Genomic DNA, 16025 nt, shown 5'->3' on the forward strand with positions numbered 1-16025 from the left:
TTTGCATGTATTTTTCGTTGCAAAAACATGAAAAAACGAACGTCGTCATGGACGTTCGCTACATATTGAATCGTTTTAAAAGTGATTGTACGTCTTCCGCCATTTTCGATAAGGAAGCAGCGGAAGCTGAAATTTCCTCCATGGAAGCGAGCTGTTCTTCCGTTGCTGCGGACACTTCTTGCGTTCCCGAAGCGGCGGATTCAGCAATCTGCGTCACTAGCTGCATCGACTGTACTACTTGTTCCGCAGCCGCTGACATTTGTTGAACAGAAGCGGAAACGTCTTGAATTTGCGCCGCGACTTCATGGACAGCCGTCTGGATTTGTTGAAAAGCTTCTCCAGATATGCGGATGGCTCCGGTACCAGTTTCCACTTCTTTTAGCACCGTCTCCATCGATTGAACAGCCTCGTTTGTTTCCTTTTGAATCGTCGCAATTAACGAAGCAATTTGTCGTGCTGATTGCGCCGATTGCTCGGCCAATTTTCGCACTTCATCAGCCACCACAGCAAATCCTCGTCCATGTTCGCCCGCCCGCGCCGCTTCAATCGCCGCGTTCAACGCCAAAAGGTTCGTCTGTTCCGCAATTCCACTGATCACTTCAATAATTTTGCCGATTTGTTCGGAGCGGTCTCCTAATCCTTTTACAATCCCAGCAAGGCGCTCCACCGTATGATTTACTGTATTCATTTGCGCGACAGCCGTTTGAATCGTCTTTCCGCCTTCTGATGCTTTTTCCGACGTTTGCAGCGCAATCGCCGACACGTTTTGGGCACGTTCGGAAATTTTCTGAATTCCCTCGGACATTTGATCGATCGTCTCTGCTGTTTTTTCTACGCTTTGCACTTGCTTTTCCACACCCGAAGCAACATTTTGAATCGTGAACGCAATTTGTTCCGTCGCCTTGCTCGTCTGTTCCGCACTTGCCGTCAATTGTTCGGAAGACGCTGCGACTTGTTCGGCACTCACCGCTACTTTTTCTAATACATCGCGCAAATTTTTCGCCATTTGGTTAAAAGACGCCGCCAGTTCGCCGATTTCATCGCGGTTATGAATCACAATTTCCTCCCCAGTCAAATCGCCATCGGCAATTCGTTTTGCAGCTTCGGAAAGAGTGAGGAGCGGGCGAGAAAGAATGCGGCTGATATAAATGGTAATGATGTTGCCGATAGCGAGCGCCATGACTCCGATCATAATCATCCATACTTTAAGAGATGCCGCTTCTGACGTGGTATCCTTGTTGGCCTGATTCATATCTGTTTGCTGGATTTCCGTCAGCTGCCGTGCCACTTCATCAAATTGTGAAGTAATATTCCTTCCTGTCGTTGTCATTAACTGTGTATAAGCCGCCACATTATTTTCCTCTTTTAATTGAAACATTTGTTGCCCTAGTTCGTAAAACTGCTGTTCCAGCTCATCCAACTGCGCGAGCAACTTTTTTGTTTCCGTCTTTGTCAACGTTTTCGCGAGTTCATTGCTTAGCTTTTCATATTCATTGTGCGCTTTCGTAAAGTTTGTCAATGATGTTTGATCGCCGCTAAGCAAATAGCCGCGCATGCTCCCCTGTTCGCGCCGGATCAAAATTTCTAACTGTTTGACATTTACAAGTTTTGGAACTTTGTCATTTAAAAGGTGCGTATAACTAGCATTAATAGTAGAAATCTCGTAATAAGCAATGCCAACGAGAGCGATTAACAGCATATATACGACGGCAAATACTGCATACAATTTTTTTCGGACCGTCATCTTCATCGTTCGGATCCCCCCATTCATTCGCATCATGTAGCACTCCATCTGCAAAAAAAAGAGAAGGGAATGACCTTCCCTTCTTTATTATCGGCATATAATGCCAAATATTTAGACCATTTCTCCCGAACGAAGCAAATTATTTTTTTCCTGTTCGGATTCATCCCGAATGAGAAACGATGTTAGTAGAGCCACAATGCTACCGATAAATCCAAATAAAAAGAGATGATGGATGCCTGTCATAAATCCAGCTGCTTTCGTTAAAAAGGCGCCCATAATCGTTACACCAATTGCCGTGCCGATGTTGCGGCAAAACATAAAAAACGAAGTAGCGATTCCTTTTTCATGCGCATCAGCCAGCTGCTGCGAGCCGATGATGCCGACAGTAGACGTCAATCCGAACGATAGCCCTTGAATGAACATGGCAAAAAAGACATATAAAAATCCGTGGCTTTCATTTAAAAGTGCAAGCAATAGTCCAGAAAGCACAAGCAGAACGTTTCCGATAATCAATAAAATGCGATACCCATAGCGTAAAATCCATTTTCCCGCCGGCACAGCCGCAATCATCCAGCCAATCGACATGCCTAAAAGAGCGAGGCCGCTCACAAATACTGTTTTATGCGCGATATTTTGCAAAAATAGCGGAATGTAGCTAGACGTGCCAAATAAAGCGACACAACTGACAAATCCGTTGATGTTCATCCATTTTAGCGTTTTATGCTGGACAAGCGCCAATGGAACAAGCGGAGACGTTTGCTTTTTTTCATATAAGTAAAAAACAACTAATAACACAGCGCCAATGACGCCATACATCCACTGGTTGCTTTTGACCACCGTCATCAATAGAAGCAGGCTGATTGCGGCCGCAAATAATACCGCTCCGATATAGTCAATCGATGTTCGCTTCGGTTCGTACACTTCTTTATATGGCAATAGCGTGAGTAACGAAAGCAAGCAAATCGGGATATTAATATAAAAAATCCAGCGCCATGATGCGTATTCGACAAACAACGATCCTAACAGCGGCGCAAGAACAGCGGAAATCCCCCACATTGCCGTAAAAAACGCTTGAATTTTGCCGCGCTTTTCAATTGGAAATAAATCCCCGGCAATGATGGCCGGAAACGGCATCATAAAGCCAGCGCCAATTCCTTGCAGCGCGCGGAATACAACAAGCTGGACCATATTTTGCGACATCCCACAAAGAAGCGAACCGATTAGAAATAAAATAATACCGAAGCTAAACACTTTCTTTCTCCCAAAAATATCGGAAAGTCTCCCTGCAATTGGAGAAAGAACGGTCGTTGTGATCATATAGGAAGCAAACGCCCAAGCATAAAGAGAAAACCCTCCGAGTTCTTTCGCAATAATCGGCATCGTCGTATTCATGATCGTCGTATCCATCGATGCCACGAGCATCGCTAGCACAATGCTTGCCATTACGGATATTCTGCTATTCACCATGCCTACCCCCCTTTTTATTTACCATGAGTAATTTATTTTACACGATATCATCGTTTTCCTACAAAAAAAATGCTTGTTTCCATATCAAAGCAAATCCATTGCCATTTCTATATTTTTTCGTTACCATAGAAATGGAAAACTTTTTTCTTTCCTTCTCCGACACCCGAAAACGCTAACACGATCCTCATCGGCACCCATTAAACAAAGATTACAAGGAGGGATAAGATGAGGAAAGTATCGACCGTGTTTTACATTTCTATTATAATTGTCATTTTATTTATTATTTGGGGAGTAATACCCGCAAGTAAACTGCCTGATTATAACTTAGGCGCTGTCAGTACGGCAGTACATTCCTTTTTAATTGATCGATTTGGCTGGTTTTATTTATTGGCAGCGACAACATTTCTTGTTTTTTGTTTATTTTTAATCTTTTCGAAGTACGGCAATATTCGTCTTGGTGAGGACGATGAGAAGCCGGAATATAGCAGCGCAACATGGTTTGCGATGTTATTTAGTGCCGGTATGGGAATCGGGTTAGTGTTTTGGGGGGTGGCTGAACCTATTTCTCACTACCATACGCCGCCTGCCGGAGAAGGAGGAACGCCGGAAGCGGCGCGCCTAGCGATGCGGTACGCCTTTTTCCATTGGGGGCTGCATCCGTGGGCAATTTACGGTGTAATTGCGCTGGCACTTGCGTATTTCCAATTTCGCAAAAAAGAACCGGGTGTCATTAGCCGCCTATTGCGGCCAATATTTGGCGATAAAGTGAATGGCGCTGTCGGCATCACCATTGATACGCTTTCTGTATATGCGACGATATTTGGCGTTGCTACTTCACTAGGGCTCGGAGCGATTCAGATTGGCGGAGGATTATCGCGTTTATTTCCAGCCATACCGAATAATTTTATAACACAACTCATCATTATTATTGTTGTTACATTTTTGTTTATGACTTCTGCGCAAACGGGATTAAATAAAGGAATCAAAATATTGAGCGACACGAATATCGCTCTTGCGGTTTGGCTTATGCTGTTTTTGCTGTTTGTCGGTCCAACGAGCTTTATTATGGATGTGTTTACTACAACGATTGGAACTTATTTACAAAACTTGCCGTCCATGAGTTTTCGGTTGACACCGTTTGAGCAAAGCGACTGGCCAAAATCGTGGACGATTTTTTATTGGGCATGGTGGATCGCGTGGGCACCGTTTGTCGGAACGTTCATTGCCCGCATCTCAAGAGGTCGTACTATACGTGAATTTATGATCGGTGTGTTAGCCGTTCCGACCGTATTTAGTGCCTTATGGTTTTCCGTCTTTGGCGGCTCGGCGTTATATTTAGAACGGTTTCAACATATCAGCATCATCGATGTCATGAATGACAAAGGGATGGAAACCGCATTGTTTTTCATGCTGCAACAATTTCCGTTTGGCACGATTTTATCGGGATTAGCGATTTTATTAATTTGTACGTTCTTTGTCACGTCAGCGGATTCGGCTACGTTCGTTCTCGGTATGCAAACAACAAACGGGATGTTGAACCCGCCAAATTCCGTCAAATTTATTTGGGGAATCGCGCAATCAGCCGCAGCCGTGATCCTGCTTTGGACAGGCGGTTTACAGGCGCTGCAAACCGCATCGATTGTTGCGGCATTTCCATTTGCGATCATTATGATTTTGATCGTCATCTCATTAATTCGTTCGTTTCAAAAAGAACCGATTGCCAAAAAACGAATATAAAAAAAAAAAGCGAATGCTGCGCATTGCCGGCATTCGCTTTTTCTTTTGCGAGATACTTATTCCTTCCCGACTTGCACCTTGCCTTGCTGTGCGGCATGCATCGATGCAAGCCGGTCGTTTGTCATGAAAAAGACGAACATAAGCATCAGTGCTGCTGGGATTAAGCTAGATAAAAAACCGCTTCCGTCCGTACATGTCGGAAAGTTTCCCGAAAATCGGCATCTCTGCCATTTCCGTCACCATATACGCGGACGTCACCCAAACAAACTTATCAAGCCCTCTAAATCCGCGACAATCGTCGCCATCACCGTCGCAACGATCGTATTGTCCATCGAAGCGACAAAAATGCCAATGAGCAGTCCCAATACTACCCATTTCATGCTTGTTTCGTTTCTTCTCATTTTTTTCTTCTTCCTTATGATCGCTTTCTTTTTTCTTTCACGATTGCTTTTTCATCTTGCTGAAAACTTGTGTGATATTCAACAAGATCAATGTCACATCCTGGACCAATGATGATGCGATCCCCCCTGACGATTTTGGCTTTGGTATGTTCTAAATAAATGTCGTCCCCTTCAATCATTTCCGCTTTTAACTTTGCCGAATCAGGAGCAAATCGTTTCAAAAAGTGAAGAATATTCAATGCTTTACTTCGTTTGACGCGAATCGTTTTCCCGCCAATTTCGAAGATGCGGCTGTCGGCAAAATGAAGATACAATTCGACTTGCTCCGCGTTTAGGATGTTCCCAATTTCCACCGCGCCTGTGACCGAAAAAACATCTGCTTCGCAATCGCGGGACACTTTCATTTCTCCGTAACCGTGAATCATTCCTCCTGTTACATCGCCATCTACATGAGCGGCACCGCGGAGATGAAAATCGGATGCCGCGGCATTTCCGCGTATATTCATTTCTCCCAATAGCTTTATCGTTTCTCCTTGAACATTTCCCCGTATGTTCGCTTGGCCAAAAATGTTAAGCAACTTCGTCTCGATGTTGCCACTTACATCGGCATTGCCAAACACTTTGCAGCGGTCACACAATAAATCGCCGTTAATCGTTGCATCCCCGCGAATCGTCACTTTATGAAACGTTCCGCCCGAAGTAAGTGCCGATCCGTTTACGGTTAAATGGCGCACATGATTTCCCACGTTTATCCCTCCTTCACACTTTTTTATACGTACCGACTTTCGCGCCCGGATCACATTGAAACTCGCCTTGATATTCCACGACTTCAATGTCGCATCCGGGACCGATCGTCACCCGGTTGCCTCTGACTGCTTTCGCGCTCGTATGCTCTAAATAAATTTCATCCCCTTCGATGCTTTCGGCGGTCAGACCAATATGAAATAACAGCTTTTTTAAAAATGTTATTCCTTGTTGTTTTACTTCGATGCGTTCCCCGCCGATTTCTTTTGCCTGGCAATGTCCGAAAAGCTTTATTTGAATGGTCCCCGCATTTAATAAACCTCCAACAGAAAATTCCCCTCTCGCTTGAAATTGTTCCGCGTCACAGTTCCCCTTAATTACTGTTTCTCCATGAATATGCACTTCGTCCGCCGATAAATTCCCATCTACATTTGCGCTTCCGTGACAATCAAATTGTTTGCATTGTACACCTGCGCCAATCTGTGCGCTTCCACTAATTTTTACATGTTCCGTTTTCAATGATCCCGTAACGCGGGCTTTTCCGGATATATGCACCGCCTTTGCTTTCACGTTTCCTTCCATTGTCGCCGTCCCGTGAATCGCCATATCATTGCAGTCGATATCCCCATGCACCTTTCCTGTTCCAGAAATTTTGACCAAATTATATAGACCGCCTGAAGCACTTCCAGCACCAGATATAACTAAATCCTTCCGTTCCATCTGTTTATCCCTCCGACATCATCAGTTTTAATTGCTCTACATAAGTCGGCACATGAAGACGAACAATGATTTTCGCCTTTTCTTCAACATATACATCATTTCCGCTTGCTACTAATAGACATATTGCTACTCCCATTTTTCGCAGGAAAAGCAATTCACAACTCCGGCCTTGGAAGGCGGCATAATATTTCTCGAATACATCGAATACGCTTTTTCCTTCTTCCAAACTAATTTCCCCTGTTTGCAGCAATTGATCAAGAATATAGAGCTGCAGCAGTTCAGTGAAGGAAAAAGTGTGTCGCTCCCCTTTTTGTTCCATATAGAATTGCAGCGACATTTCCGAAACAATGTTACGTTTTATAATCTCGTCCTTATGGAGAGTAATCGCAGCAGGGTTCGGAGAAAACATATTTGCCAGTTCATCGAGCGACAGATCATCTTTCATCTGTTTAATTTTTTCGATTCTCGCTAGTATTTTTTCTTTTGGAAAAAACGTTTCTTGCCCCGTAAATGTCGATTTGCGAATAAACCATTCTTCGGGAATTAATTTTTTCCGTTTCCACCGATATAGCTGTCCATAAGAGATCCCTGTCCGCTCCAGCAATTCTTTTTTCGAGATTAATTCCTCCTCCACCATCAACACCTCCTACACTATATAATGTAACATAACAATGTTACGTTGTAAACAAAAAAACGGAATACGTTGATTCCATTTTTTGCTGCTGCCAATGAACGCGTTGTCAAGCAGTTAGTATGTTTGACCTTTTTTCCAATGCTGATTCCCACAAAACACCGCAAAATCAACTCGCGTGCTGGAACATTTTTCTTTTCAAAAGCAAGCAGAAAATGATGCGGGTCATACGGTACTTGGCGAAACGTTACATGAATAGCTGTATTGTCGATATGCAAAACCGCATACGAAGGAACGGTTTTGCATGGCATCCTCCATTTTCATTGCCTTGCAAGCTTAAGGAAAACCTGTTCTCAAGCTTTAAGTTTTAACGTCATTATTCCACTACGCACCCGTTCGCTCAAGAAGAAGATCTACTTCCAGATAGCGCATTTATTGCACCAATTTGGGTGTTTAGCCATAAATATGACGATATAAGTTCCAATTTTCTAATAAATGGAGCAATTTTTTATCCTTACTATTTTATCGAGTTAACAACTGGCAACATAATTTTAAATTTGTTACACCAAAGTTTATATGCCGAAGAAATGGTATGTGCTATGAGCACTGAACTTTTCCATGAGTCAACAAGTGAACAATCCGATCCGATCATTTCAGCACAGAAAGGGTAAAGGATGGAATTGGTTATTCTAAATCCTATATTGAAAGGAATGATAGCATGTCAACCAAAAAACCTTTTGATTATATCGTGATTGGTGCTGGAACTGCCGGAGGGGTAATTGCCAAAGAATTAACGGATGACAAACGTACTTCTGTGCTCGTCCTTGAAGCAGGAACTAATTTGACGAACGAGCTAAGTAGTCCTTCTCGTCCAACATCAAGTGCTTTATCTACTGATAACAGATTTTCATTTAATATTCTTTCTAAAACGCAGCCAACCATTAGCAGTCAGCTTAGATTAGCAAGCGGCAGAGCAATTGGGGGAAGCTCAGAACATAATGCAATGTATGCAGTACGTGGAAGTAGAAACCTTTATGATGAGTGGGCAGATCTCGTTGGATCTCAATGGAGCTACAAAAACATTCGTTCATTATTCAAAAAAAATGAAACCTATACAGGAAAGACACAAGAACCAAACGAACGGGGAACAAAAGGCCCTATTTTTGTTAGACAACAAATCATTCCTAAGAATGGACTTACAACTATTTTAGCTAAAGCAACATCAGATGTTTTGGATATCCCAATTGTTGAAGATTATAATACGGGCATAAGAGATTGTACATTTTTCAAATCACAATTTCTGAACAAAGAGGTAGATGGAAAGTTTGTCCGTTCATCTACTGCAACCGGATATTTAAATAAAAATATTGTCACACAAGGAGATGAGTTCGATCCAGATGAATTTGGGGTTAATGGGAGAAAGTTGGTCATTTTAACAAAAACAACAGTTAAAAAGAGGAGTTAACATTGCTATTGGCGTTGAGTTTGTCAGGAACGGGAGATCACAAAGAGCTTTTGCAAGAAAAGGAATTATTGTCTCTGCAGGCAATTTTTCTTCGGTCATTCTACAACGTTCGGGAATTGGGAGACCAGCTGATTTGGGTAAAGCAGGCATACGAACATTAGTAAAGAGTCCAAATGTTGGTTACAATTTCCAAACGCATTATGCTGTTGGAATGGGTGTAGAAGTAGAAACAACACGACTCCTAAAGGTAATGTCCGCTGATCCTGATCAGCCATTTACACTCGGTGCTTTTAAAGGGGAAGACGGAGGAGGGCGCCGCCTTCAATTATTTGGACTCCCAACACCATCGTTTGTCCCTATTCAAGATGTAATGATTAATAATTGGGATTTTGATCCGAAAAAATCAAGTAATATAATGAGTATTGGAATTTTCGACCTTAACCCTAAAAGCAGGGGCACGATTATGGTCGCCCATAGCGACCCTGAAGCTTATCCATCCGTTGACCTTAATCCGCTGGAGAATCCTGATGACTTAGATTTTATGGTGGATCAGTATATTCAGATTTTCAATATTATGAAGAGAGCTCGTAAACTAGATCCGGACGGCATTTATAAGGTTGTATACCCTCCTGAAAATATATTCCATTTAACTAATGAGGTAGAAAAGCGAAACCTGCTTGCTAATTATGTCAAGGCCTCTTATCATAATCTCGCTCATTTTGGTGGGCAATGTAGAATGGGTAGGAATATTCAAGAAGGAGTTGTTGATGGATTCCTGAATGTCTTTGGTACCAAAAACCTTAAAGTCGCTGATCTTTCCATCTGCCCTATTTTACCAGATGGTAACACTTCCATGCCTGCTCAGATGATCGGTTTAAATGCGGTACGATTTATTCAAGAGGATCCTTCCCCATATGTGGTGGATGATGAGGAATTTGAAGATGTTGAATGATAAGAATGAAGATGATAATAGAAAAGAAGCCCTTTTTGTTTTGGAAAGAGCTTCTTTTCAGGCCGTTGAGAAAAACTATCTCAACGGCTGTTGACATAAGACTTGTCAGAAGAAATCAGTATCACAAAAAACCTCTTGGCGCCCAAGGGGGATCGACTTGTCCGATTTTACCGTTTATACATTGTTGATACATCAAAAAATCGAGTGTAAAACCTAGGCGATTTTACACTCGATTGCTTTTCACAGATTAATTGATTACACGTACTGCTTTCACAAACCGTTCTTTCCAATAAGAAGAATTGATTGATGCATAAGAGACGCCTTTAGAAACTGTAGCATTTAACATTTGGCCGTTACCTGCATAAATTCCAACGTGATTGATCGCTCCATTGAAATCTGTATCAAAGAAGAGCAAATCTCCTTTTTGAAGCTGATTGAGAGAAACTGTCGTGCCAGCTTGTGATTGTGCTGCCGAACTGCGAGGCAAAGAAATTCCAGCTTCACCAAATACCCGCATAGTAAAGGATGAGCAATCAAATGCATCTGTGCGAGATGGACTAGCACCATATAAATATTTGGCACCTAAATATTTTTCGCCAATTTGAATGACTCGATCAGCCAAAGAAGAATTCACAGCTTTTGTGCTATTGGAAGGAGTGGTAGATATCGAACCCGGGGAAGGTTTAGAAATTTTTTGATTGGAAGATTGAGCAGGAGCTTTTTCTCCAGTAACTTTAATAGATTGTCCCACTCGAATAAAATTAGGATTCTTAATTTCCGGATTTAAAGCGAGCAATGAACTAACTGTTGTATGAAACATTTTAGCGATGCTAGAAAGAGTATCTCTTTCTTTAACGATGTAATAACCATTAGCACTTGATTCCTTAGTAGCAGATTTAACAGAAGATGGAACCGCCCCAGACAAGCGAATCGTTTGACCGGCCTTAATAAAATTTGGATTAGAAATTTCGGGATTCATCTTTAATAACGCAGCAACAGTCGTATTAAATTGCTTTGCAATTTTGCTTAAGGTATCGCCAGGCTTCACTACATATGTATCTTTCTTTTCGTTAACTTTTAATATTTGTCCAGGGAAAATAAAATCAGAAGTTAAATGATTCATTTGTTTTAATGCTTCTACAGTAGTGTTGTATTTTTTGGATATTTCCCAAAGCGTATCGCCTTTTTGGACAGTATAATTACTAGCGAAAGCAGTTTGGCCTGCTAATAAAGAACTTATAATTGTACCTGTAAGAATAAATGATTTTTTCATGTTGTACCCCCCAAGATGTACTTTGGACATTACATTTCTATTAACGTCAATCATTATATTTAAAAAAAATTTCTAATCTATAACAAAAACAATAAGAAGTGGTTACAAATCTATTACATTTCCATTACAGATAAAAAAATATTGCTTCGTTCGCAGTATCTTTTTTCCTCGTATTATTATTTTTGTATTGACTGAAAAATTTTATCATTTTATCAAGAAGATCTCCAAACAAAGCCTAGGTGGGGTGATAAATTGGCTTCTTTTTTGTGCAGAAACCATTAGAAAATTTTGCTATCACGATCACATCTCATATAGATTTTATTTTTAAACAAAATCTTTAAAGGGGATGGTTACTATGTCCAATAATCAGTCTGTAGCTTCGGAATATTTAAGAGTTATTAAGGCACGGTTTAAAAGTATGAAAAATATAGCAGAAAAGACATTCGAACAGCTGGATGACCAAGACTTATTTTGGTCTCCTAATGATAACTCCAACAGTATAGCCGTAATTGTCAAGCATATGAGCGGAAATATGGTTTCACGCTGGACAGATTTTTTACATTCTGATGGTGAAAAGCCATATAGAGATCGAGATAGCGAATTTGAAAATACCATTTCAAGTAGTGAGGAGTTATACGAAGTCTGGAATAAAGGGTGGGATGTATTCTTCAAAGCTTTAGACACGATTAAAGAAGAACATCTCCTTCAGATCATTTATATTCGAAGCGAACCTCATACGGTTATCGAAGCTATTGAAAGACAAATGTATCATTATTCTTATCATATTGGGCAAATCGTTTACATCGCGAAACAACTTAAATCTGATAACTGGAAAAGCTTAACGATCCCCAAAAAAAGAAATAAATAATTGGCTTTGTTTTGCTAATGAGAGCGATAGTGAGAGAAGACAGACAAAAAAGACCGATTTATTCGGTCTTTATAGACAGGGGATGATCGTTCAGCAATCATCCCCGCTTGCAATCGAATATGAATTTCTACTTATGAAGTCGATAAGGAACTGTTGAGACAATCACATTTTTCTTATATAGAAGGTACAATCTCAACAAAACGCTGGATTGGTTATGTAAAAAGTTATGCCAGCCTTTTTTTGGTATAAATTGAGGAATCAAAACCGTTACTGTATAATTTCTTTCCTCTGCCTTGCTTTCAATCGTATCCACCAATTTGGAAATTGGTGTGATAAGATCGCGATAATAAGAAATGAGTGTAACCAGGCGAACATCCGGCCTCCATCTCTTCCATTTCTCTTCCATTCGGAGCATGCTTTCCCGGTCAAATGCCACATATACAGCCAATACATAATCTCCAATGGCTTGGGCGTAATTTAAGGATTGCTCCACTACCTTTGTGATTCCCGCAACAGGTACAATCACGACATTTCCCTCGATTTTGTCCGGAATCTTATTTGGATTGACCCGCAGTTGTTCCGCCACAGCATCATAGTGCTTATGGATTTGATGAAAAATAAATACGATTATCGGAAGAAATACAAGCACAGACCATACTTGAGCAAATTTTGTGATAAAGAAAATGCACAGTACGGTTAGTGTAATGACCGCACCTAGCAAGTTTGCCAGCAGCTTCGGTATCCACCCCGCTGGTTTTTCGCGCACCCATTTTACAATCATGCCTGTTTGTGACAAAGTGAAAGGAATGAATACGCCCACCGCATACAAAGGAATTAACTGTTCCGTTTGCCCTTTAAAAGCGATAATCAGCAAAATAGAAGCAAAGCCAAGCGTGATGATTCCATTTGAATATCCTAAACGGTCACCGCGTATAAGATACATTCTTGGCATGTATTTATCGGATGCCAGATTATATGCCAGCAAAGGAAATGCAGAAAATCCCGTATTTGCAGCCAAGACTAAAATAAGGGCAGTCGTTCCTTGGATAAAGTAATACACCACGCCTCTTCCAAACACTTTGGAGGTGAGCTGGGAAACAACCGTCTCTTCTGCTTTCGGTGCAATTCCATACCAGTATGCCAAAAATGTGACTCCCACAAATAGAAAGGCGAGAATAACCCCCATCATCACTAACGTTTTGGCAGCATTTTTTGCCGCCGGTTCCTTAAAATTTGGAACGGCGTTTGAGATCGCTTCTACCCCTGTCAACGCAGAACAGCCAGAGGCAAATGCCCGCAGCAGCAAAAATAAGGTAATTCCGGGCACCGCAGTACCGATAGGTGTATGTAAAGTAGACGGTGCTTGTCCATTAATAATACGAAAAATCCCAACAATAATGAGAATAACGAGCGCCAGCACAAACAAATAAACGGGATAGGCCAAAACGGAAGCGGATTCGGTTACGCCTCTGAGATTAAGAATAGTGATAAACACAACCAGTGCGATAGCAATTCCAACTGTGTATGGATGTAAAGCTGGAAACGCGGATGTAATGGCATCCGTTCCTGCAGACACGCTTACTGCCACGGTCAGAATATAGTCGACCAGTAAAGAGCCTCCGGCAATAAGACCTGGATTTACACCCAAGTTCGTTTTGGAAACGACGTAAGCTCCGCCTCCATGCGGATAAGAATAAATGATTTGGCGATACGATAAAATAAGTGCCACCAATAGGACAAGAACCCCAATCGCAATAGGAATGGAATACCAAAATGCAATAAATCCAATCGTCGAGAGAACAAGTAAAATCTGTTCCGTACCGTACGCAACCGAGGATAGAGCATCAGAAGATAAAACGGCTAATGCCTTTAATTTGCCCAACTTTTGCTCTCCCAGTTCGGTTGATTTCAACGGCCTTCCGATTAAGAATCGTTTTAACGATGAAAACATATGTACACCACCAATATGCAGAATTTCAATAAAAAATATTATCATTTTTCTCAGGAAATGAATAGCCTTCGTTTAATGATAATTTCACCGGTTTTTAACTTTAAGATGTCGGAATGCGAAGACTTGTGTTGATACCAATGAAAAACAACAAATAATTTCGCTCATTTTGTTCTTTTCGTCAATATTGCTTCATCGCCTCAGCCTTTTCTGGATCATGAATGGACTGCATAACATTCATGATCATCAACTGACCTTCGATTTTGAGAGCAAAAGCGTACTTTTACTATTATAACTATAACGCCTGTGATTTAATACCATAATACTTTCTCTCGCTTATACGAAGTTTATGGAAAATTTTGTAATTATACGATGTCTTCTGTCATATAACGTCGAATACGAATTGCTCGTTCGTCATATTCTAAACGATTGACGGCCATCGCTACCCACCGCTTAATATTTCTCCGCCATTCCCATTCTTAAACACAACCATCTATAGTCATTAGTCTCTACTATACATTCATCTATAGTTATTACTCTCTACCGTACATTTTTACTAACGAGATAAGAGTACATATTAGAAAAATTAGGTCTATTATCCAAATCCTTCTTGATAGGGGTGAATATAAATATAGTAAATCGAGCTGATAGGGTCAAATGACTTAAGACCCGTAAAAAAATAGGGGGAAGAATAATGAGTTTCGAAATTCAAATGACAATTTTCGTGTTCATCATGACGATGTTCGTCATCTTTTGGAGGCCAAAAGGCTTAAACGAAGCATGGCCAGCGTCGATTGGCGCAGGGATTATTTTACTAACAGGCATTGTATCCCGCGGAGATATTTTCGATATTATCGATAAAATCGCTGGCGCATCCATTACCATTATCGCAACGATTGTCATGGCTGTCATATTAGAAAGTTTCGGTTTTTTCCATTGGGCAGCCGCACGACTTGCAAGTTTGGCCAAGGGTTCAGGCTATCGCCTATATTGGTACATTCAACTGCTATGCTTTTTGATGACCCTTTTATTCAATAACGATGGCAGCATCATGATTACAACCCCGATTTTAATTTTACTTCTAAAAAACCTCCGGCTAAAACCACATGAGCAGATTCCGTATCTCTTAAGCGGAGCACTGATTGCAACAGCTTCCAGCGCACCTATTGGGGTAAGTAATATCGTCAATTTAATCGCATTAAAAATTGTTCACATGACACTTTATATGCATACCGCCATGATGTTTATACCAGCGACGTTAGGACTGTTGTTTATGTCTTGGTTGATATACGTAGTGGTAAAGAATAAACTGCCAAAAACATTGCCAGATTTCTCATATGATGTAGAGGAAATCTTTTTTACTAAACATTTCCATCCATTAAAGAAAACCATTTCTGTTGAAACAAAGCGGAAACGCACCCAATTTATGTTGAGGATCTTGTTATTTGTCTTTGTGATCCGTTGCCTGCTCTTTGTTGCATCTTATCTCTCGATTCCAATTGAAATCGTTGCGGTGCTTGGATCAGTCGTCCTGCTTGTATGGAGATGGTATCATTTGCGCACCAATCCCGTTGATATCTTGAAAAAGACTCCTTGGCACATTCTTATTTTTGCGTTCTCTATGTATGTCATTATTTACGGGCTCCATAATGCAGGACTAACAGCGATGCTTGTGAAAATATGTGAACCGATTGTAAACCAAGGATTGTTTTATGCGAGCTTTATCATGGGGGGATTAGTGTCCATTCTGTCTAACTTCTTTAATAATCATCCTGCTTTAATGATTGGAACCATTACCTTGACAGAAATGGGGCTTGATCCTATCACATTAAAGACCATCTATCTCGCGAATATTATTGGCAGTGACATGGGATCCTTGCTATTGCCTATTGGAACACTTGCCTCCCTTATTTGGATGCATATCCTAAAACAAAATAAGATTAAAGTAACATGGAAAGATTATTTAAGCGTATCGTTGATTGTAATCCCATTAACAACCATTGTCACGTTGTTTTTACTATTCTATTGGGTACAAATGGTTTTTGCCCAATGAAAACACCATTCTGCATTCATCA

General features: G+C 41.0%; 11 protein-coding genes and 2 pseudogenes. 4 read left to right on the forward strand and 9 right to left on the reverse strand.

Features of this window, described 5'->3' with window-relative positions; all coding sequences use genetic code 11:
- Positions 1-58: 58 nt before the first annotated feature.
- Together BV455_RS02605 and BV455_RS02610 are read right to left on the reverse strand one after the other, a co-directional pair.
- Entirely contained in the window at positions 59-1750 is a 1692-nt protein-coding gene (locus BV455_RS02605) for a methyl-accepting chemotaxis protein (protein WP_017435039.1), read from the reverse strand.
- 105 nt (positions 1751-1855) lie between these two features.
- Positions 1856-3208, reverse strand: coding sequence for an MDR family MFS transporter (locus BV455_RS02610; protein ID WP_042410829.1), 1353 nt, complete (start codon positions 3206-3208; stop codon positions 1856-1858).
- Between the two features lie 228 nt (positions 3209-3436).
- Between BV455_RS02610 and BV455_RS02615 the strand changes: the two genes are divergently transcribed.
- On the forward strand, positions 3437-4948 hold the full coding sequence (locus tag BV455_RS02615; RefSeq protein WP_042410802.1) for a glycine betaine uptake BCCT transporter: 1512 nt from the start codon (positions 3437-3439) through the stop codon (positions 4946-4948).
- A gap of 168 nt (positions 4949-5116) precedes the next feature.
- Here the strand turns inward: BV455_RS02615 and BV455_RS02620 are convergent.
- From BV455_RS02620 to BV455_RS02640, 5 genes and pseudogenes are all read right to left on the reverse strand, one after another.
- A pseudogene (locus tag BV455_RS02620) lies at positions 5117-5349 on the reverse strand (MFS transporter); the annotation flags it as partial.
- Between the two features lie 14 nt (positions 5350-5363).
- Positions 5364-6095, reverse strand: a complete 732-nt coding sequence (locus BV455_RS02625; RefSeq protein ID WP_218687734.1) for a polymer-forming cytoskeletal protein — start codon at positions 6093-6095, stop codon at positions 5364-5366.
- Positions 6096-6108: 13 nt separating this feature from the next.
- The gene (locus tag BV455_RS02630) at positions 6109-6813 is read right to left on the reverse strand and encodes a polymer-forming cytoskeletal protein (protein ID WP_218687735.1); all 705 of its coding nucleotides are present in this window, start codon (positions 6811-6813) and stop codon (positions 6109-6111) included.
- Positions 6814-6817: 4 nt separating this feature from the next.
- Positions 6818-7447 (reverse strand): YhbD family protein, encoded by a 630-nt coding sequence (locus BV455_RS02635; RefSeq protein WP_042410828.1) that lies wholly within the window; start codon positions 7445-7447, stop codon positions 6818-6820.
- Between the two features lie 17 nt (positions 7448-7464).
- The gene (locus BV455_RS02640) at positions 7465-7755 is read right to left on the reverse strand and encodes a hypothetical protein (protein WP_042410796.1); all 291 of its coding nucleotides are present in this window, start codon (positions 7753-7755) and stop codon (positions 7465-7467) included.
- 407 nt (positions 7756-8162) lie between these two features.
- On the opposite strand from BV455_RS02640, the pseudogene BV455_RS02645 reads away from it, so the two are divergent.
- A pseudogene (locus tag BV455_RS02645) lies at positions 8163-9861 on the forward strand (GMC family oxidoreductase).
- Positions 9862-10108: 247 nt separating this feature from the next.
- Here the strand turns inward: BV455_RS02645 and BV455_RS02650 are convergent.
- The gene (locus tag BV455_RS02650) at positions 10109-11134 is read right to left on the reverse strand and encodes a C40 family peptidase (RefSeq protein WP_218687736.1); all 1026 of its coding nucleotides are present in this window, start codon (positions 11132-11134) and stop codon (positions 10109-10111) included.
- A 355-nt stretch (positions 11135-11489) separates the two neighbouring features.
- On the opposite strand from BV455_RS02650, the gene BV455_RS02655 reads away from it, so the two are divergent.
- A complete protein-coding gene (locus BV455_RS02655; protein WP_081162729.1) occupies positions 11490-12002 on the forward strand; it encodes a DUF1572 family protein in 513 nt (170 codons plus the stop codon).
- A gap of 127 nt (positions 12003-12129) precedes the next feature.
- On the opposite strand, the gene BV455_RS02660 is transcribed toward BV455_RS02655, so the two are convergent.
- Positions 12130-13953: an APC family permease gene (locus BV455_RS02660; RefSeq protein WP_218687737.1), complete on the reverse strand. Its 1824-nt coding sequence runs from the start codon at positions 13951-13953 to the stop codon at positions 12130-12132.
- Between the two features lie 691 nt (positions 13954-14644).
- On the opposite strand from BV455_RS02660, the gene BV455_RS02665 reads away from it, so the two are divergent.
- Positions 14645-16003 carry an arsenic transporter gene (locus BV455_RS02665; protein WP_218687738.1) on the forward strand — a complete coding sequence of 453 codons (1359 nt, stop codon included), beginning with the start codon at positions 14645-14647 and terminating at the stop codon, positions 16001-16003.
- Positions 16004-16025: the final 22 nt, after the last annotated feature.

It is taken from the genome of Parageobacillus caldoxylosilyticus (genome assembly GCF_019272935.1).
GTDB lineage: Bacteria > Bacillota > Bacilli > Bacillales > Anoxybacillaceae > Saccharococcus > Saccharococcus caldoxylosilyticus.